This is a genomic window from Serratia sp. Z4 (genome assembly GCF_009900725.1).
In the GTDB taxonomy this organism is placed as follows: Bacteria; Pseudomonadota; Gammaproteobacteria; order Enterobacterales; family Enterobacteriaceae; genus Serratia; species Serratia nematodiphila.
On sequence record NZ_JAAABD010000001.1, the window covers coordinates 709181 to 729991 of the forward strand.

Below are 20811 nucleotides of genomic sequence, written 5' to 3' on the forward strand. Positions count from 1 at the left end.
TGTCGCCACTGCGGCTGAAAGCGATCACGAGATTGAATGAGGTCTACCATGACGAAGTTGAAAGCGGTTATTCCCGTTGCCGGATTGGGCATGCGTATGCTGCCGGCGACCAAAGCGATTCCGAAAGAGATGTTGCCAATCGTTGATAAACCGTTGATTCAATACATTGTCAACGAATGCGTCGCGGCGGGGATTAAAGAGATCATCCTGGTGACGCATTCTTCCAAGAACGCCATTGAAAACCATTTCGATACCTCATTCGAGCTGGAGGCGATGCTGGAGGCACGCGTGAAACGGCAACTGCTGGATGAGGTACAGTCGATAACGCCAAAAGGCGTAACGCTGATGCACATTCGCCAGGGGCAACCAAAAGGACTGGGACATGCCGTTCTCTGCGCTAAACCGTTGGTCGGTGATTCTCCGTTTGTCGTTCTGTTGCCGGACATCTTGCTGGATGATGCAAAAGCCGATTTGAAGAAAGACAACCTGTCACACATGATTGCGCGCTTTGAGCAGACCGGTCTGAGCCAGGTTTTGGTGCAAAAGGCAGACGAACACGTGCTGCATGATTATTCCGTGGTTGAGTGTGAGGCCAGCAACCTGAAACCTGGCGAAAGTGCCCGTATCACATCGATTATTGAAAAACCGGCGCCGGAAACCAAGTTGGAATCCAACTACTCTGCGGTAGGGCGCTATGTCTTGTCCGCCGATATTTGGCCGCTGCTGGAGACCACGGAACCGGGAGCCTGGGGGCGTATTCAACTGACCGATGCGATTGCAGAATTGTTGAAACGCAAACCGGTAGAGGCGACAGAGCTGGTGGGTGAATCGTTCAACTGCGGTGAAAAACTGGGCTACCTTCGCGCTTTTGTCACTTATGGGTTGCGTCACCCAACCCAAGGCAAAGCTTTCCGTGAATGGGCTGAACGGCTAGCGTTTTGAACAAGACTGGATGGTTTCCCACCGGCCCGAACACGGCGAGTAAGTCAGGATAGTGGTTGAATTTTGGGGAATTTCACTGTCTCATTTTTTATATTAGTATACATTCAATAGCGGGTTGCTGAGTTGCCTTGGCGAGTGATTTTTGTTCGAGCTTGCCAAGCTGCTCTGCAACATACTGTTATTAATACAAATTAAAGCCCTAATCGGCCCCGGTATCGATTTTTCGCCAATGCGAGGCTTCTCAGCTTATTTATCTTACCAATAATAGCTTTGCTCTTATCAACGGCAGATAAACGTTATGGAAAATTGCAACAGGGCGCTTATTGAGAGACGACGCAGCAAGTGTCAGGCATTTTGATAAGGTTACAGCGACGCAGCCACGGTTGGCTAGCATTGTAGCTTTGCAGATACATTTACTTGAAAGTGATGATAATTTGATGGCAAAACGACAATTGAAAGTGATATCGCTATTGATATCAATCAGCGTAATCAGTGGATGCACGGTGTTTCCTGGTCAACATTTGAACACTGTGGGGAAAAATACTGTAAAACAGGAAGATAGCGACTTCAATATTGATGACTTGGTTAATGTTTATCCTGTTACACCCAAGTTAATCCAGAAATTACGTCCTACCAAAGTGGTTGCTCAGCCCAATTCATCGCTGGAAGCCTCCTTGCGCAATTACGAGTATCGAATTGGCGTTGGCGATGTATTAAACGTTACTGTTTGGGACCACCCTGAACTGACTACGCCGGCAGGGCAGTATCGCAGCGCCAGTGATACCGGTAACTGGGTTCAATCTGATGGCACTATTTTTTACCCATATATAGGCAAAGTGAAAGTTGTCGGCAAAACAGTTGGCCAGGTACGTTCGGAAATAAGCGGCCGCTTGGCGCAGTATATCGAAAGTCCTCAGGTTGACGTCAATATCGCGGCTTTCCGTTCACAGAAAACGTATGTGACCGGGGAAGTCAAGACATCGGGGCAACAACCGATCACTAACGTGCCATTAACTGTTCTGGATGCCATTAACGCTGCAGGAGGGCTCAGTGAGAACGCGGATTGGCGTAATATCGTTCTGACGCATGATGGCAAAGAGCAGCGTCTCTCCTTACAGCAACTGATGCAGAACGGTGACTTGACCCAGAATAGGTTGTTGTATCCAGGCGATATTCTTTACGTGCCACGGAATGATGACCTAAAAGTATTCGTCATGGGGGAAGTTAAAACCCCTTCAACGCTGAAAATGGATCGTAGTGGTATGACGCTGACCGAGGCCTTAGGGAATACTGAGGGGATCAGCCAAACCGCTGCTGACGCGACGGGGGTATTCGTTATTCGCCCTCTTCACGGTTCCCAAGGCAACAAGCTGGCGGATATATATCAGTTGAATATGGCTGATGCGACAGCGATGGTTATGGGGTCAGAGTTCCACCTACAACCTTACGATATTGTTTATGTCACTGCGGCACCTATCGTTCGCTGGAATCGCGTAATGAGCCAACTGGCCCCGACGATAGCCAGCTTCAATGATCTTACAGAAGGCGCGCTGCGCGTTCGTAATTGGCCATAGGAATGAACGATGTTTGATTCAATCTTGGTTGTTTGCGTAGGTAATATTTGCCGTTCTCCAACGGGAGAGCGATTATTGCAGCGATTGGCGCATGGAAAAAAAATAGCCTCAGCAGGAATTGGAGCTCTTGTCGGTAAACCTGCTGATTCTGTAGCTGTTGAAGTGGCTAATCAGCATAATTTATCGCTTGACGGCCATATTGCTACACAATTAACCAAAGAAATGTGCCGAGAATATTCGCTTATATTAGTTATGGAAAAAGGGCATATTGATGCTGTATGTCGTTTGGCTCCCGAAGTAAGGGGTAAAACGATGCTGTTTGCCCATTGGCTTGGGCAGCGGGAAATTCCAGATCCGTATGGTAAAAGCCATGAGGCTTTTGAATTTGTATACCGCTTACTTGCTGATGGCGCTGAAAAATGGGCGCAGGCATTAAATCGTTAATCAGAGATTACAATGACTGAAAATACAAAGATGAATACTGCTGCAAATAATAGCAATGATGAGATCGATTTAGGTCGATTGTTAGGTACATTATTAGATCATCGTTGGTTGATTATTGGTGTAACTGCATTGTTTGCGGTAGTCGGGGTTGTGTATTCTCTATTTGCGACCCCGGTATATCAATCTGACGCGTTAGTCCAAGTAGAACAGAACGCTGGTAATTCGTTACTCAACAATCTTACAGAAATGTTACCTTCCAGCCAACCAGGTTCCTCGACAGAAATCGAACTGATTCAGTCGAGATTGGTGACGGGTAAGACAATTGATGATTTGAATCTAGATACGGTTATTGAACAAAAGTATTTTCCAGTTTTCGGCCAGGGTTGGGCCCGTTTGATGGGAGAGGTACCTGGAGAAATAGCCTTATCACGCCTTACGATACCTGAGTCATGGAAAAGTATCCCATTAGACCTTAAAGTCACTAGTGATAACACTTATAGCTTAAGTAATGATGGGGTTGAAATATTAAAAGGAAAAGTTGGTGAGCTTGCAAGTGGTAATGGCGTATCCCTGCTAATTAGTGGGCTTGGTGCCAAGATTGGCACTGAGTTTACAATTGTACAGCAACCAAAGTTGGTTGCTATTAATGATTTGCTCGCGGTTCTGTCGGTCCAGGATAAAGGAAAAGATACGGGGGTATTGGCACTTAGTTTGACTGGGGCCGACCCAATATTGGTGCGTAAAACCCTCGATAGCATCACTCGCAATTATTTACTGCAAAACGTTGAGCGTAAGTCGGAAGAAGCAGCAAAAAGCTTAGAGTTTTTAAAAGAACAACTCCCTGAAGTTCGTGGAGCATTAGATCTTGCAGAGGATAAGCTCAATCGTTTTAGGCAGCAAAATGATTCTGTCGACTTATCGCTTGAAGCTAAATCTGTGCTGGACAGTATTGTTGCGGTAGAAGCACAATTAAACGAGTTAACTTTTCGTGAAGCAGAAATTTCAAAGCTGTATACCCGTGAACACCCTGCCTACCGGGCTTTGATGGAAAAACGCGCTACGCTTGAGCAAGAGAAAAATCGTCTAAATAAGCGTGTAGGAGGTATGCCAAAAACGCAGCAAGAAATCATTCGTTTAACTAGAGATGTAGATGCTGGCAAAGAAATTTACATGCAATTACTGAATAAACAGCAGGAGTTAAGCATTACCAAAGCAAGTACTGTAGGTAATGTCCGTATTGTGGATCCTGCGGTTACACAGCCAAAGCCCGTTAAACCCAGAAAATTGCTTATTATTTTGTTGGCGACGTTCTTGGGGGGAATGATTTCAGTTGCTATTGTCTTGTTGAAGACAATGTTGCACAAAGGAATTGAAACTCCAGAGCAGCTAGAGCAAGATGGAATTAACGTATATGCGAGCATTCCTCTTTCAGAATGGCAACAGAAAAAAGATCGGGAGACGTTGTTATCTTCAAAACGTAAATCAAATACACGTTCTAATAGTCTCTTAGCTGTAGGCAATCCGGCCGACTTGGCTATTGAGGCTATCCGAAGCTTGAGAACCAGTTTGCACTTTGCCATGTTAGAGTCAAAAAATAATGTACTAATGATTTCTGGTGCAAGTCCGAATATTGGTAAAACTTTTGTCAGTATAAATTTAGCTGCTGTTATTGCACAGGCCGGACAGCGTGTATTAGTAATTGATGCTGATATGCGTAAAGGCTATTCACACACCTTGTTAGGCGTAGGTTGGCAGAATGGTCTGTCAGACATATTGTCGCAGCAGACAACATTCGAGGAATCGATTCGTAAAACAGAAATTGAAGGTATGGACTTTATCCCTCGTGGGCAGGTTCCACCCAATCCTTCTGAGCTATTAATGCGAATTCGTCTCAAAGAGTTAATTGACTGGGCAAGCAAGAAATATGATATCGTATTAGTCGATACACCACCAATCTTGGCGGTAACTGATGCTGCTATTATTGGCCACCATGCAGGAACCGCTCTCATGATTGCTCGCTTCAGCATGAATACTGTGAAAGAAATAGAGATCAGTATGCGGCGCTTTGAACAGAATGGCATTGATATTAAAGGTGTTATACTGAATGCGGTGGAGCGCAGAGCGAGTAGCTATTATGGCGGATATGGCTACTATCAATATGAGTACCGCTCGAATGATAAGGCATAGTCAGCACCATATATAATCATGATGTCAGGTGGGATTAAGTCCCACCTGATATTTTTTTAGGAAAAAATAAATCGTTATCTATAGATTAGTTATCTTGTAAAGAATATTAAATACGGGTGATTAGATTATATTTTTTCATGAAAAGGTATTTCGATAATATAAATAATGCTCTTGTAATGCTTTATAAAACGTAAACTCTTCCCAAATGAAAATTTACAAGTACACTTTATTTTTGGTCAAAAAATAATGAAAATACTAATAGTCAATACAATATATGCACCATTTAAAGTCGGTGGAGCCGAGGTTTCTGTACAACTATTAGCCGAGGAGTTGGTGAAAAATGGACATTCAGTACTTGTAGTGACTTTGCATGATAAGGCGAATAAAGAGAAGGCGACTATAAATGGTGTGAATGTTCATTACTTGCCACTTAAAAATATTTATTGGCCATTTTCCAACGATGGTGAGAAAAGGAAGAAGTGGGAAAAAATCGCTTGGCATATTATCGATAATTATAATTTCAAAATGGCAAGATTATTTTCTGAGGAGCTTGACAGTTTTAAACCCGATATAGTTCACACTAATAATATTTGTGGTTTTTCAGTTTCAATTTGGAAAGAGATCAAAAAAAGAGATATTAAACTTATCCATACTTCTCGAGATTATTATCTTTTTCATCCAAGTTCTACATTATATTCCAGAAATAAAAATATAAATGTCAATGCACTATCTGTTAAGTTGTGGTCCTTTTTTAAACGTTCAGCCAGCCACAGAGTTGATACCTATGTTGGCATAAGTGATTTTATTAAAACGTTTCACATCAACAATGGTTTCTTCAAAAGAGATAGCGCTTTTTATATCTATAACGCGGTGAATAGACCTGACTATCAATCGGACAAAGGGAATAAGACTCGTTTTGGATTCATCGGTCGATTGACAAGAGATAAAGGGTTTGATGACTACTGCGAGTTTGCGAGTAACAACCCCGATGCTGTTTACTATGCAGCTGGTCGCTTTCCGAGTGGCAAAGAAGGGGATGAACTAAAAAGATTGGCAGAGAAAAGTAATATTAAATTAATGGGTTTTATATCTATTGATGAGTTTTTCTCTCAGGTTGATGTGGCCTTTTTACCAGTAAAATGGCGAGAGCCGTTTGGAAGGGTGGTAGTTGAATGTGTATTTGCTAACAAAATAGTGTTGACAAATGCGGTTGGTGGTATTTCTGAATTGGCTATGCTTCTCCCAAACATTTACTTTATTGATAAAGGAAAGGATGTGATTGCAGGGTGTGCTGTGAATGAAGTTACGAACGAGCAACTTACGATGTTCAGTCAGGATAAAATAACCTTAGAGTATCTTTCAGTTTATCTTCACACCATAAGAAATGGTTCTGTTAATTAGTGATGAAACTTATCGCTACCAATTTTTGAAATATATTGGGGTGCTAGATGGACTTTCTTATATTACAAGATTCAATAGTTTTCTTTTTATTCCTAGCTATTGCGCTTATATATTTTCTCATTGTTGCCAAAAAAAATGGCTTCAATATATATACAATAATTTTATTTTCTATTTATATAATATGCTCTTACTCATCATATAATATTATGGTGAAACCGATACATGACTTCAACATAGCGATACCACGAACGGGGATTTATCATTTCAAAGTTATCGGGCCATTAGCTCCGATTGATATTATATTCTTGCTGCTTTTTGCTTTCGTTTTTATGAAAAAAATAATGACAAAAAGCTTGTTTAGTTATCAGATTGTAAAAAACTCGGCGGTAATATCAAAATATATAACTCTCCAGGGCGTTCTGTTGGCTATAATTTCCAGCATGGGATTTGTTGCCTATATTAAAAATGGAGGGCAAGGTGAGGTAAACGATCAACTAATTTATTGTAGAGGGGTCATATATTTTCTGGTTTCAATATTTTTATTTCAAAAATCATGTGAAAATTTGAAAGGTTTTGATTTTTATAAATTGTTCAAAATCTTTTGTGTCATTGATGTGCTTAATTTAATGTCCGGTTTTATTTCCAGCATAATTTTTCATGACTATGTATGGGAACGGTATGGTGTAAAAATAACAATTATTGATCAAGATAAGGCCACAGCATATTTTGTTATCTACGCATTGCTTATAACTTCACTTTTATTCACCAGGCCATTAAAAAACAAAGTGATTTACATATCGACCCTGCTTATTGGCATTTTTATGTTTTACAATATGTACAAATTTGTTTTCTCCTTGGCATTTCTCTATATTATTTATGAATTCTTCATCAACGCAATTCGAGGTCGAATAGCGGTGGTGAAAATGTCGCTACTAACAGTAGGCCTAGTTGCAGTAATGTCTACAGTATTGATGCTTTCAAATAGTAAGGCAATGAATACGCGTTCAACACAATTTGGTGACTACTGGGAGTATACAGGTAGTAAATTTCCTGCTATTGCATTGGGAATTGGCTTTGGTGGGCAATACTATTCGCCATCAGATACTGATGATCAGGGGGAGATAAAGCAAATCGACGTTGAGAATGGAACTGCTAACTACCGTAAAAGCATACAAACTCCGTTCTTGAATCAAATCAAAAATGCGGGCTTGATAGGTTTCTTCATAACTATTTTCTTTGCTATCTTTGCTGTCATATATATGGCTAAGATTAATATCTCCTTACCTGTTAATATTCTTTATAACGCTATATGCTTTAATATAATGTGGTTTATGTGTAGTGGCAGCATTATGCTTCAACCGACACCAATAGCAATAGTTACTGTCTCCAAGTTATTATTGTTGTTCTACTTGTTGCGAGAAAGAGAAAAAAACAATAATGCCACAGTTAAAGTTTAGCCATTATTACAAATGGGGTTTTTATGCTTTACATAAATGGTAGGTTCTTGACTCAAGAAATGACTGGTGTGCAGCGTTTTGCTGAGGAAATAACTCGCCAGTTGAATAAAGTAAGAGATGATGTGGTGGTTCTAGCGCCAGAAGGCGTTTTGAATAAGTCATTATTTAGTGAGTTTAATATTGAGGTTGTACAAGGAAAAAAAGGTCATTACTGGGAGCAAATCGATCTCCCTCGAGCTCTAAGGAAAAAAGGTGGGCCCTTATTATTGAATTTGTGCAGTACCGCCCCCGCTTTTTATAAGAATCAAATTGTCACTCATCATGATGTGACATACAAACGCTACCCTGATAGTTTTTCTAAGAAATTTAGATTTGTATATGGTCTTCTTGTTCCGATAATGTTGAAGAATAGTCGACATTTGCTTACTGTCAGTGAGTTTTCTAAGAGGGAAATTCATGATTTCTTTGGCTACCCTACGGAGAATATCTCAGTTATTTATAATGCGGTAAATAACTCATTTTCAAAGACAGAAGAGAAAGATATAACGAGGGGTGATTACTTGCTTGCTGTCTCCTCTCCTAATTACCATAAAAATTTCCATGGTATGCTATCGGCATTTGAATCTGTATCAGAGAAGTATGAAATATCACTTAAAATAATTGGGAAAACGGCGGTGAGCTTTTCTCAACAGGATTTCTCAAAACTGATATCCAATACTGATAAAGTGGAATTTATGGGGAGGGTCGACGATAAAACCCTTATACAGCTTTATCAAAATGCGGTGGCTTTTGTTTTTCCATCATATTATGAAGGGTTTGGAATTCCACCGTTAGAGGCTCAATCTTGTGGTTGTCCAGTTATATCATCAAATGCTGCATCTATGCCTGAAGTTTTGCAGGATAGCGTGATATATTTCGATCCGAATAATACGGAAGCGATTTCTGATGCCATGATAAAAATAATCACTGACAATAAATTGAGGGCTGAGCTCTCGCGAAAAGGTAATGATAACGTGAAACGTTTTTCTTGGCATTCCTCGGCGGAGAAGATTAGTAAAATAGTTGATGATTTTCAAAATGACGGGTTGTCATCTAAATGAAAGTATTACATGCAGCGGAAACAATAAAAGGTGGCGTTGCCACTGTAATGCGCCAACTTGTGGCAGGGCAGATTAACGACGAATCTATTGATGTTAGATGCATTGTTCCTTCTGAGCAAGTGTCTGAATTGGGTGTAGGTAAAGAAAATATCATCGTTTTCTCTCGCTCTGGCAGAGATATTTATTCATTTTTTATTTTCTTCCTTACATTCACTAAAACTATTATTTCGTTTAAACCGGACTTGGTACATCTTCATAGTACATTCTCTGGTTTTATGGGGAGGGTTGCGCTTTATTTATTGTGGCCATTTTACCGACCCAAAGTAATTTATTGCCCTCATGCTTTTTCATTTATGATGAAGGGTGGGGCAAAAAAATTAAAACTGTATGCAGCACTTGAGCGTGCTCTTTCGCCTATCACAGATGTCATTATTTGTGTGAGCCAGTATGAGAAAAGCTGCGCAATTGAATACGGCTTATCAGAAAGAAAACTGAAAGTTGTTCATAATGGTGTTCCGGATAAACTACCATCTGGACCAACTGCTAATCCCTTTGAGCCTGATGTGATTAATGCTATTTTCGTTGGAAGGTTTGATTATCAGAAGGGGTTCGATATTTTGCTTGACGCCATGACCAGAGTTAAGGGGGAAGCAATTTTTTTGACTGCCATCGGTAGTGCTGTTCATGGCAAGGATAATCCAAGAGAAATGATGCAAACATCATATACGGGATGGCTCAGCAGTGATGAGTTAGCACCGTATCTTATTAATGCAGATGTATTAGTAATGCCTAGTCGCTGGGAGGGCTTCGCTATGGTAGCGTTAGAAGCAATGAGCTATGGCCTGCCTGTGTTAGCGAGCAATTGTAGTTCATTTCCTGAAATGATTGAAGATGGCCATACTGGAATTCTATTCGAGGCTGAAAACTCAAAAGATTTGGCTAATTATCTTAGGAATACATCTAAAGATCAGTGGGCTAAAATGGGAGAGAATGCTAGAAAGGTTTTTCTTAAAAACTATACCTCAGTGAAAATGTGTAGAGATACGCTATCTATTTACAACTCTTTGGCTGCTGAGACGCAGCGATAAATGTTCTATTGGATATGATTTATTTATTTTTCTGTGTGAGTAAAAGTATAAGTCAACTCTATGCTAATTACTTTTTTGGTGTGCTGACACTTTTAAAATGTTATGGATGTCAACTTCATGAAAGAAAATTATAACTCTTCGCTATTTCATAAAATAATATTCCTTGGGCGAATCTCATGAGTATGGAAAAAGGGTCTATGGCAAATTATATTACTAAGTTATCTTTGGCATTGTCTGATATTTTTTTATTTAATGTTTCAGTATATCTTTCCTACCTTATTATTTATAATGTTTTTGGTGGCATAGAGGAGTTCATTCCGAAAGATGAATTTGCTGTTAGGGCTGCAGCTCAATTTATTCTTTCTGTTTTGTGTGTTATTTGGTTTTGGACTAGACTCCGTCATTATACATATAGAAAACCATTTTGGTTTGAGCTAAAAGAAATCGTCAGAACACTCATTATTTTTGCTATTTTAGATTTGGCGCTAGTTGCTTTCTCAAAATGGAATTTCTCACGTTATGTATGGATTATATCTTGGGCGTTGATTATTTTTCTTGTTCCTTTAGGCAGATCATTAACAAAAAGAATGCTTAACAAGTTCAACCTCTGGAAGAAGCACACAATAATAATCGGTACTGGAAAAAACGCATTTGAAGCTTACGCTGCACTACAAAGTGAAGAGGTTCTCGGGTTCGAGGTTGCAGCCTTTGTATGCTCAGATGACTCTTGTGCTGAAAACAAATTTAACATTCCTATTATTAGGGATGAGCGAGAGCTATGGAAGTGTTCTGATGTTGAGAGCACTCAATTCATTATTGCGCTTGAATTTGAGCAGCATGCATTACGGGATTGGTGGTTAAAGAATTTGGTGAAACATAATTGCCGTTCAGTTTCTGTCATTCCAACACTACGAGGTGTTCCATTATATGGGACTGATATGTCATTCATCTTTAGCCATGAAGTGATGATCTTGCGTGTCAGTAATAATCTTGCTAAGCGTTCATCAAGGTTGTTAAAGAGGGTGTTTGATATAGTAGGATCTCTTTCTATTATCGTTGCCTTAATGCCTATATTGATTTTTTTGGCTTACAAAGTATCGCGAGACGGTGGGAAGGCAATCTATGGACATGAGCGCATTGGATATAATGGAAAGAAGTTTAAGTGCTTAAAATTTCGTTCAATGGTAACTAACTCACAAGAGGTCCTCAGTGAGTTACTTGAAAGAGATCCAGCGGCTCGCGAGGAGTGGAACAAGGATTTTAAACTCAAAAATGATCCTCGAATTACTAAAATTGGTGCGTTTATACGTAAAACTAGCCTTGATGAATTACCACAACTCTGGAATGTCTTAGTAGGTGAAATGAGCTTGGTTGGCCCAAGACCTGTTGTAGAGGCTGAGCTTGAACGATATGCAGGTGATGTTGACTATTATCTTATGGCTAAGCCTGGCATGACGGGATTATGGCAAGTCAGTGGGCGCAATGATATTGATTATGATACTCGTGTTTATTTTGATGCTTGGTATGTAAAAAATTGGGCTCTATGGAACGATATCGCTATCTTGTTTAAAACTATTTCAGTTGTTTTGAAACGGGATGGAGCTTATTAACTTTTGAGTGTTGGATGATAAGGGGGGAGGATGGAGAGGCGAGAACTTGTAAAAAGCATGCTGCTTGCGGCGGCTGGTGCTTCTGTAGCTGGTATATCTTCAAGTGCTGAAAGCAGTGGTGAGGCCACTTCTAACTCTGTAGGTTTTGATAAGCTGCGCCCTGGCTCATTTAAGAATGATGGGGCTAAAACGATAAAGTTAAGCCCCGAAATGTTTTTTAATGGGAGGAGTTTGGATAGCACCAATCAATCGCTGACAGAAGTTAATATGCAGATACAGCGAGATAGCTATGATAGTTTTGATAAAATGCTACAGCAAGCTAGAGTTCTCTCATCGAATAATATCGTTGAAATTACATTGGGAGGGTATTATAGAGTAAGTAAAGGTAACTTCGAGTTGCCATCCAATTGTCATATTATCGGAGGAGGGACAGTATTTTTAGATAATGAGGAAAGTGATCAGGCTGTTTTTAAGGTTGAGAATAAACAGAACTTTATTTTAAAGGACATCACAATATCTTCATCAAAAACCACCGATTTGTGGGGGAAAACATGCAATGGCATTGAAATTAGAGGGTGTTCAAATTTTGAACTTAGCGGTTTAAACATAAGCTACCGTACAGATGCAATATCAATATCAGATTCATCTCATTTTAGAGTGGAGAATTGTCTTGTTCATAAGTTAGGCGAAGAGGGAATTGCTATTCGTGCCTGCTTCTCATGGCTTGTTTTTAACAATGACATATATGAGCATAATGGTGACGGTATCCTTCTGAAAACAAGTGGGTCCCCATCATATGATGGGAAAATCATTTGTAATAGGATATTTTCCGCTACAGATGCCTTTGGTTTAAAAGGAACTCTGGGGGGAGGTATTACTCTTAACGATGAGAAAACTGGATCCAGTACTACTTTTAGCAATCTTTTAGTGAGCGGTAACTCTATTAGTAATACCTCTTATGGTATTGCTTTTACTAATATTCAAAATCTGAAAGTAGTTGCAAATGATATTGATACGGTAGTTCGATTTGGCATTATCGTCGATAATGCCCTTCACAATAACCCACAGCAATACCCAATTAAAAAAACGATTGTCTCTGGCAATACGGTGAAAAATACGGGCCAAGCCGGGGTGGCATTCTTTAGTGCAAATGGTATCGATGTTCAGAATACCATTATATCTGATAATATTTTAGAAAGGTGTGGGTTGCAAGAGAGTGGAGATTATCCAGCTATTTCTTCTACTAATGCGACAATATCAGCTAATCGTATTAGCGATAGCCGTACTTTACTTAACGCTATGGATAGCATCATTAATGCTAACTTTTTTGGAAGCAGTTTAAAAAAAACAGCAGGTGAAAACATTGCTGATTTTAAGCTCGGAGGCTCCATAAATTTTATAGGTAATATCATTGAAAATAAAGGGATGGGGCATATTCGGCTTTTAGATATTTCCAATCTGGTTTTTATTGGAAATCAAGTAGAGCTAAGCTCGTCATTCTCTGTTTTCCATCTGGCATCGGCACCTTCAGGAGCAGTATTGATTAAAAATAATCATATTCAATCACCCGCTACGAATGTTTTCACTGGTATGATGACAGCAGCACATATGGTTGATACGGATTTTTCTTCGTTTGGAAATAAAGTGTGTTTATTTGGTGTTCCCAAATATGGTGAGTTTAAAGCCGGTGATAGAGCCATACAGCGCTGTCCTGAACCAGGTATGCCCTCTGAATGGGTATGCATTGAAAGTGGTTCACCGGGTATTTGGAGTATTGAGAAGTTTGCCAACATAAGTTGTCGCAGTACTCCTCAAAAAATCAATTTGGCTCCTAGTGAAAAAGCAATCATCAAAAGTGTCGCTTTAGGTGCTAAGTCTGGGTGGGCGATCAATTCGTTAGGGTGTTCACTACCTCTGATGCAAGCCTCGCTGAATGCTTCTTTAGATGAAGATGGTGTTGTTACCATTACAGTAAGAAATATTGGTGATGCTCACTTGAATGTAGAAAAAGTCATTTTCAATGTTGTGATCAATAGGGGGTATTAGTCGTGGTGAGTTCTTGTTTTTATGAACTGAAGACACTTAGCCCATTTTACTTTCGCTTTACTTCTCCTTTGGTGTCTGTATTTTTCTGCATTCCTTCTACTTGCATTTCTATCTTTATTTCATAGTAATTACTCTTTTTATTCCATGATCTATTGGAGTTTCCTGGTTGATTTTTTGTATGAGCATATTTAGGGATGCACACATATATATCTTGGTAAACCGTACCATGCATATTTAGATGTCTTCCGACATGCTGATTATGTCCCTTGAGGAGTTCACCATGCTTACCCCTCCGATACGTCGAACACAAGAGCATCGCCGTTTTTTATTCTATCAGACCCGGTATTTCTGCACTCAGTTATTACAAGCTGAAAGCTAAGTTCGTCGGTATCGAATCCTTTGATATCAAAAATATGAAAGATATCTAGGGCGAAAACCGTCAGTTGAAACAGATGTTTTCGAACCTGAGCTTCGAGAACCTCATACTGAAAATGTATTATTTGTTAAAAACGTTGAAATAAGTGATAAAGCGTGGATTTTAAAATTTTTCAGGTGATTAGCATGCCGAGGTGTCCCTGGAACCATGGAAGCGTTCATCATATCTACCATCTACCATCTACCATCTACCATCTACCATCTACCATCTACCATCTACCATCTACCATCTACCATCTACCATCTACCATCTACCATCTACCATCTACCATCTACCATCTACCATCTACCATCTCCCATCTCCCATCTCCCATCTGCCATCTGCTTAAGCTCTATTTTTGCCTCATTGGTAAACAACATCTACCGGTGCGTAATTCCGTACTGCACGCGACCTTTCATCATCGAACCAGACCTGTCCCATCGATTTTATGCATGATGTGCTGACCGCGGCAGACGATTCCGGACTTTCGACGTGATGGATAGTTTTAACCGTGAAGTACTGGCAATAGAAATTCTCCTGAATGGTCCGAAAACGAGGCAAGTAGCCGCGAATAGCGATACTTGTTCATGACTCTGAGTGAAGCACGCTAATCACAACGCGCTGGTTTACGAAATAAAACACTGAGCAGCCTCATTAATCCCTGAGTAACCCGGCATAGGAAAAGTACTGGCTGATGGTGAAAAGTCCGTAAATTACAAAAAGTTCGTAAAACTAAACCGGTATGTTTACTTACTTGCTTAATGCACTTAACAATAGTTTCGGGTTTTGTGAGAGCCAACACCATGTTACGTATTTAAACTAAAATCAACTGTGCAAGTGATATCCGTTCAGGTTTCTTACTCGAGGCTCAATGATAACCTTGGCTCCAGAGTGGGTATGTTATGGCTTAATTGTATGATGTTTAAAGGAAGTCCTATTTTATTTGCTTTTGTATTTAATTATATATTTGTTTTTTATGTGATTTTAATTTGGTTCTGACCTTCCCTTTGATTTTCTTGTGTAAGTGGCCTGACTTGGTGATTTTGGGTGGTTTTTAATTTTAATTTTTAAAATCCATTAAAATTCAACCTGATGTGATTTTTTTATATTTAAATAAAAAAAATCCTACTCCTTGACAAGGGTCTGTTTATGGCCTTTCTTTAGTATGTGTCGCTATGGTTCTGTACGGTTAGGGGGTAAAGCAATCTTTAAGTTAGTTAGAGTATTAGTAGTTATGAGGTTCTTATAACTTCCTGTTTCCCTCATCTTCTTGATTAATAAAGGGACAGGTTTTGCTTAATCAAAAATCTACCTCGAAGGAGGTTTTTATGGCTTCTCTGGCGTTTCAAAAAGAGGCGGCTGCAGTTATGTATGCCGTTCTGGGGCAAAGTGCGTCAAGTTCAACTTATGATAGTGTTGGCGCACAGTTAGAAACAGGCAGCCTTTCAGCTGGCAGTTATGTAACAAGTTTGCTGACCTCCTCTGCTGGTGTGGCGTTATATGCGGGCAAAACGGATTTAGATATTCTGCAGGCGGTGTACACTAAAGCGTATGGAAGTGCGGCTCCAGTTGCAACACTTCAGGCTTTGCTGGCATCTTCTACGCTTGCCGACTCGATTTCTACAGTGGTTTTAAATATCATTAATTATCATGGATTTGACTCCGCAACAACGACATCGCAGCTTAACTTCGATTCACAAATTAATAAAATTTTATATCCAGCAACCAGTCCGGCAGCGGCTGCTGGTCCGGGTGCATCGGATGTTCAGGCCATATATCATGTATTGGGTCTGATATCTCAATCGAGCAATGTTAATTTATTCGGTTCACTTATCAACTCAGGGACCAAAACGCTTGTTCAGGTTGCTGATAAATTCGTAGCTGATCGCTCCTATTTGACGTCTTTGAATAACAATGACTTCTTGGTTCGCGTCTTCGCAGCTAGTTATGAGCGTGCACCATCCTCGACCGAGCTTTCGCACTATTTAGGGGAACTGACTGGTGGAAGTTCTCGAGGTCAAATTGTTGCGGAAATCATCACTGCGCTTCGTGGGTCGGTCGCTCCTACAGATTCTGTTGCGCAGCAGCATTTTAATGATGCGACGGTTATCTATGCGCAAGGTCAAATCGGTGGTCTTGCAGCTCAGGAACAGGCTGCAGCAGTATATTTGGCAGTTCCTGAGCGCGGTATTGATGCCGGTGCGTTGGATAATTGGAGTAAATACCTTTCATTAAGCACGACGACATACAAAGGGTTTATAAGTAATCTACTGACGTCTGATGAGTTTCAACGTAAAGGTGCACAGCTGACTGGTGATAACTTTATCCAACATGTTTACACCGCTGTTCACGGTACTGCAGCTACGGCTGCTCAGCTGGCGCTTTACAGTGCTTTGGGGACTGATAAATCGGTTATTACCCAGGCCATCATTAATGACCTGCGGACTTCAACGGCTACTGACGCGGTTACCGTCACTCAGCAGCACGCATTTGAGTTTGATATCGGTACCAGCCTGTTGTACAAAACCGCGGCTAGCCTGACGACTACAGCCGCCGGCGGTAACGCAACCGGCACCGTCAACACCGGCGCGTCCCACCAAATTAGTAATGCCGAAACGGCAGTTTTAACGGATGTCCAACTGAACGCCAATGCCGCCAGCACCGTGAACCTGAAGTTCGCCGACCATCTGGCGAATCTGACTATCAACGGCACCAGCGCAGCAACGGTCAACCTGTCTGACAACGGCGTTAATCCAGGCGTAGATATTACCGTCAATAACGGCAACGTCATCCTGAATGCCAGTTCGGGTGCGGATGACGTAGTCGTCACATCGACGGCAAACATTGCGGCCGGCACGGCGCAGTTTAACCTTGGTGCCGGCAATGATAGCCTGCACTGGGCAGGGAACGGCGTTTCCGGCGGAGCTAACACTGTCGCCAACACCGTCAAGGCTGACGGCGGCACGGGGACGGACTCCATTTCCGCCAACTTCATCACCAAAACCGTGGTGACCAACCAAAACGCCCTGGGCGTTCGCACCAGTACTGTGACCAGCAACGCCAATAACTTCTCGAATTTCGAGAAGATCGACCTGACCGGCTATATCGGCAAGTCTGTTGGTACGCTGATTACGACTCCGCTGATCGGTTCACCGACCACCACCAGCGTCACAACACCGACCCACACCTTTGACTTTGGCCTGACCAACGGTACATCCACGGTTGAAGGCACCACGGGCGGCACGGTTACGCAGAACGCAGCTGCCACCAATCTGGGCACGCAAGGATTTGTGATCTCCGGTTTGGCTAACGTCAACGTCATCAACGCCGCCGGCGGCAACGCCGCGCAGCTGGAAGTGAAAGGGGACGCGACCTCCGCCAGTACGCTGAACTTCACCTTCGTGCAGAACGCTACCGATCACTTCAATATCAATTTCGATGCGGTGAGTTCCGCCAATGTGAATGCCGGTGCCATCACCCTGAACAGCAGCAGCAGCGCCCTGTTGGGTACCGCGCTGAGCACGGTGAACGTGGCCTCAGGCGGTACTGGCAGCTTTGATAACATTCTGTCATTGGCTGGCACCAATGCGCAGGTTCAGACCATCAACGTGACCGGTGATCACGCGCTGGATCTGACCCTGGGCAGCGGTTTCAGCAACGTGCGTGATATCAATGCGTCCACCAATACCGCTGGTCTGAATCTCGACTCCAGCCATGGCGGTACCGGTGACGGTATCATCGTTCAGTTGCTGAACATTCTGCCGCTGAGCGTCGTCACCACCAACCTGTTGGCGCCAGTGTTGACGGCGTTGGGCCTGAACGGTTACCAAATGACCGTGGAAGGTTCCAGTGCTGCCGATACCCTGGGCGTGATTGGCAACACCACGCTGACCGGTGGCGCAGGTGCCAACATCTATGACATCAAGGCGAGTAACACGCAGGCGGGTGTGACCATCAAGGACTTTAGCAGTCTCAAAGACAAGATTGTCGATGTTAACCATGGCGGCCTGACTATCTCCAATGACGCCAGCGGCACGGCGGTTGCGGACTACGGCACACGTTCCGCAGACACATTGGATGCGCTGTTGGGGACTCTGGTGGGCGGTTTGACCAACGGCGTTATCGGCCTGCTGGGCGGCATTCTCGGTCTGGACAGCAGCAACTCGTTGACGTCGAAAGTGGGTGTGGCATCCGTAGTATTCAGCGGTGGCGGTAATACTGCCAGCTCTTATGTGATTATCGACAACAACGATAACCATGCGCTGGATCTCAACGATACCGTGGTATACCTGACCGGGCAGAATCACCAGCAATTGGTGGATACTTTGCACTACGCGTAAGTAGGGGTTCCAGTGGGAAATAATTCCCATTGAAACTGTTAGTCAATAAATAATACGGGGTGTGTGAACACCCCGTATTCTTTGAATTTTGTGAACCACGTCATTATCTCTGATTTATTCCCTTTCGTACTAAACTCGCTTTGCCCTGTCTACTATTTACCCTACTGTTTTCATTTGTTTTTTTCTGTGGTTCGTGAGGCGATTTTTTTTGCTTACGGCCTTGCTGATATCCGCTTTCTCTACCTATAGTTAGAAAAAGTATCTGCAGTCTCGAGCATGTCTGGGGTGGGGGTTCTTTAGGATTTATTTTACTTTTTTCCTTTTTAGGATTTTCCTTATAAGAGTCCAATGCGGATTTTGACTGACAGTGCACATGATGTAAGGGCAGAAAGTGAATCAATTTATACCGCGCAATGAAATTGCGGATGTTATACGGACTCGCAGTAAGGTTTTTTGGACCGTTGGCATATTTACCGCATTTATTAATTTATTAATGCTAGTTCCTTCTATCTATATGCTCCAGGTTTATGACCGGGTGCTTCCTTCGCGTAATGAAATCACGCTGTTAATGCTGACGCTGATCATGCTGGGCATGTTCGGCATGATGTCGCTGTTGGAATACGTGCGCAGCATGGTGGTGATCCGTATCGGCAGTCAGCTGGATATGCGTCTCAACACGCGAGTCTACACTGCGGCCTACGAGGCGAATCTGAAAAACGGTTCGTCTGACGCCGGCCAGATGCTGAGCGACTTGACCAATCTGCGCCAATTCCTTACCGGCAGCGCGCTGTTCGCCTTCTTTGATGCGCCGTGGTTTCCGATCTATCTGTTGGTGATATTCCTCTTTAACCCTTGGTTGGGGCTTTTCGCCCTGGTCGGTGCGCTGTTGCTGATCGCATTGGCGGTGATCAACGAAATGGTGTCGAAAAAGCCGCTGGCGGAGGCCAGCAAGCTGTCGATTATGTCCGGTACGCTGGCCAGCACCAATCTGCGAAATGCCGAAGTGATCGAGGCTTTGGGGATGTTGCCTAACCTGAAACGCCGGTGGTTCGGTCTGCACCAGCGGTTTTTGAACAGTCAGCGCATCGCCAGCGAACGCGCATCGCGGGTCACATCGATCACCAAGTTTGTGCGCATGTCGCTGCAATCGCTGGTGCTGGGGCTCGGGGGCTGGCTGGCGATCGATGGGCACATTACGCCCGGTATGATGATCGCCGGCTCCATTCTGATGGGGCGAACGCTGGCGCCGATTGAGCAGGTTATTAACGTCTGGAAGAGCTACAGCGCGGCGAAGCTTTCTTATGGCCGGTTGGTCAAGCTGCTGGAAACGCACCCGCAACGTGGTACCGGTATGTCCTTACCTCGTCCGGAAGGGGTACTCGCAGTAGAAGGCGTCACCGCCACGCCGCCGGGCTCCAAAGGCGATGCGGTATTGCATAACGTGAGTTTTGCCATCCAGCCCGGTGACGTGCTGGGGATCATTGGCCCGAGCGCGTCGGGGAAATCGACGCTGGCGCGTTTGCTGGTCGGCATTTGGCCGGTCAGTGAAGGGATTGTTCGGTTGGATAATGCCGACATCTATCAGTGGAACAAGGATGAATTGGGGCCGTATATCGGTTATCTGCCGCAGGACATTGAGCTGTTTGCCGGGACTATCGCCGAGAATATCGCTCGCTTTAACGATATCGACTCAGAGAAAGTCATTGAAGCCGCTAAGCTGGCCGGCGTGCACGAACTGATCCTGCGTTTCCCTAACGGTTACGATTCGGTGCTCGGCAACGGCGGCGCTGGGTTGTCCGGTGGACAGAAACAGCGTATCGGCCTGGCGCGCGCCTTGTACGGCGATCCTTCGCTGGTGGTATTGGATGAGCCTAACTCCAATCTGGATGATGCGGGCGAGAAAGCGTTGAACCAGGCGATTATGTTCCTCAAGCAACGTAATAAAACGGTGGTTCTGATTACCCATCGCACCAATTTGCTGTCGATGACCAGCAAGTTGTTGCTGTTGGTGAATGGCAACGTCAACGCGTTCGGCCCGACTCAACAAGTGCTCCAGGCGTTGGCCAATGCGCAAAAAGCCCAGACGCAACAGCCTCAGCAAGCGGTGAGGGCGGTAAATTCTGAGCCGGATGAAGGCAACATCCCAAAAACGCAAATTAATTAAGCCGTGAATTGCCTGATGGCTTTATTGCCATCCGCAGTTTAAA

At 42.9% G+C, this 20811-nt stretch carries 12 protein-coding genes and 1 pseudogene; all 13 read left to right on the forward strand.

The window, feature by feature from the left end; genetic code table 11:
* The first annotated feature begins 48 nt into the window (after positions 1-48).
* Entirely contained in the window at positions 49-942 is an 894-nt protein-coding gene (gene galU / locus GT753_RS03530; RefSeq protein ID WP_015377225.1) for a UTP--glucose-1-phosphate uridylyltransferase GalU, read from the forward strand.
* A 437-nt stretch (positions 943-1379) separates the two neighbouring features.
* Complete coding sequence (locus GT753_RS03535) at positions 1380-2516, forward strand: polysaccharide export protein (protein WP_015377226.1); 1137 nt, start codon at positions 1380-1382, stop codon at positions 2514-2516.
* Positions 2517-2525: 9 nt separating this feature from the next.
* The gene (locus GT753_RS03540; protein WP_071796755.1) at positions 2526-2960 is read left to right on the forward strand and encodes a protein tyrosine phosphatase; all 435 of its coding nucleotides are present in this window, start codon (positions 2526-2528) and stop codon (positions 2958-2960) included.
* Between the two features lie 12 nt (positions 2961-2972).
* On the forward strand, positions 2973-5147 hold the full coding sequence (gene wzc, locus GT753_RS03545; RefSeq protein WP_015377227.1) for a tyrosine-protein kinase Wzc: 2175 nt from the start codon (positions 2973-2975) through the stop codon (positions 5145-5147).
* A gap of 246 nt (positions 5148-5393) precedes the next feature.
* Entirely contained in the window at positions 5394-6548 is a 1155-nt protein-coding gene (locus GT753_RS03550; RefSeq protein WP_031299829.1) for a glycosyltransferase family 4 protein, read from the forward strand.
* 341 nt (positions 6549-6889) lie between these two features.
* A complete protein-coding gene (locus tag GT753_RS03555) occupies positions 6890-8005 on the forward strand; it encodes a hypothetical protein (protein WP_126181207.1) in 1116 nt (371 codons plus the stop codon).
* A gap of 23 nt (positions 8006-8028) precedes the next feature.
* Positions 8029-9105 carry a glycosyltransferase family 1 protein gene (locus GT753_RS03560; RefSeq protein ID WP_015377230.1) on the forward strand — a complete coding sequence of 359 codons (1077 nt, stop codon included), beginning with the start codon at positions 8029-8031 and terminating at the stop codon, positions 9103-9105.
* Positions 9102-10193: a glycosyltransferase gene (locus tag GT753_RS03565; RefSeq protein WP_015377231.1), complete on the forward strand. Its 1092-nt coding sequence runs from the start codon at positions 9102-9104 to the stop codon at positions 10191-10193. The genes GT753_RS03560 and GT753_RS03565 overlap by 4 nt, the downstream gene beginning before the upstream one ends.
* 176 nt (positions 10194-10369) lie before the next feature.
* Positions 10370-11803: an undecaprenyl-phosphate galactose phosphotransferase WbaP gene (gene wbaP / locus GT753_RS03570; RefSeq protein WP_049810889.1), complete on the forward strand. Its 1434-nt coding sequence runs from the start codon at positions 10370-10372 to the stop codon at positions 11801-11803.
* A 30-nt stretch (positions 11804-11833) separates the two neighbouring features.
* Positions 11834-13849 carry a right-handed parallel beta-helix repeat-containing protein gene (locus GT753_RS03575; protein ID WP_015377233.1) on the forward strand — a complete coding sequence of 672 codons (2016 nt, stop codon included), beginning with the start codon at positions 11834-11836 and terminating at the stop codon, positions 13847-13849.
* Between the two features lie 830 nt (positions 13850-14679).
* Positions 14680-14828 (forward strand): annotated as a pseudogene (locus tag GT753_RS25790) (IS3 family transposase); the annotation flags it as partial.
* A gap of 764 nt (positions 14829-15592) precedes the next feature.
* Entirely contained in the window at positions 15593-18604 is a 3012-nt protein-coding gene (locus GT753_RS03580) for a DUF4214 domain-containing protein (protein ID WP_118892272.1), read from the forward strand.
* 391 nt (positions 18605-18995) lie between these two features.
* Entirely contained in the window at positions 18996-20768 is a 1773-nt protein-coding gene (locus tag GT753_RS03585; RefSeq protein ID WP_031299834.1) for a type I secretion system permease/ATPase, read from the forward strand.
* Positions 20769-20811 lie beyond the last annotated feature (43 nt).

Excerpts from the sequence above, each read along its gene's own strand:
- galU (WP_015377225.1), top strand. The coding sequence starts at position 49 with ATGACGAAGTTGAAAGCGGTTATTCCCGTTGCCGGATTGGGCATGCGT.
- GT753_RS03535 (WP_015377226.1), top strand. The coding sequence starts at position 1,380 with ATGGCAAAACGACAATTGAAAGTGATATCGCTATTGATATCAATCAGC.
- GT753_RS03540 (WP_071796755.1), top strand. The coding sequence starts at position 2,526 with ATGTTTGATTCAATCTTGGTTGTTTGCGTAGGTAATATTTGCCGTTCT.
- wzc (WP_015377227.1), top strand. The coding sequence starts at position 2,973 with ATGACTGAAAATACAAAGATGAATACTGCTGCAAATAATAGCAATGAT.
- GT753_RS03550 (WP_031299829.1), top strand. The coding sequence starts at position 5,394 with ATGAAAATACTAATAGTCAATACAATATATGCACCATTTAAAGTCGGT.
- GT753_RS03555 (WP_126181207.1), top strand. The coding sequence starts at position 6,890 with ATGACAAAAAGCTTGTTTAGTTATCAGATTGTAAAAAACTCGGCGGTA.
- GT753_RS03560 (WP_015377230.1), top strand. The coding sequence starts at position 8,029 with ATGCTTTACATAAATGGTAGGTTCTTGACTCAAGAAATGACTGGTGTG.
- GT753_RS03565 (WP_015377231.1), top strand. The coding sequence starts at position 9,102 with ATGAAAGTATTACATGCAGCGGAAACAATAAAAGGTGGCGTTGCCACT.
- wbaP (WP_049810889.1), top strand. The coding sequence starts at position 10,370 with ATGAGTATGGAAAAAGGGTCTATGGCAAATTATATTACTAAGTTATCT.
- GT753_RS03575 (WP_015377233.1), top strand. The coding sequence starts at position 11,834 with ATGGAGAGGCGAGAACTTGTAAAAAGCATGCTGCTTGCGGCGGCTGGT.
- GT753_RS03580 (WP_118892272.1), top strand. The coding sequence starts at position 15,593 with ATGGCTTCTCTGGCGTTTCAAAAAGAGGCGGCTGCAGTTATGTATGCC.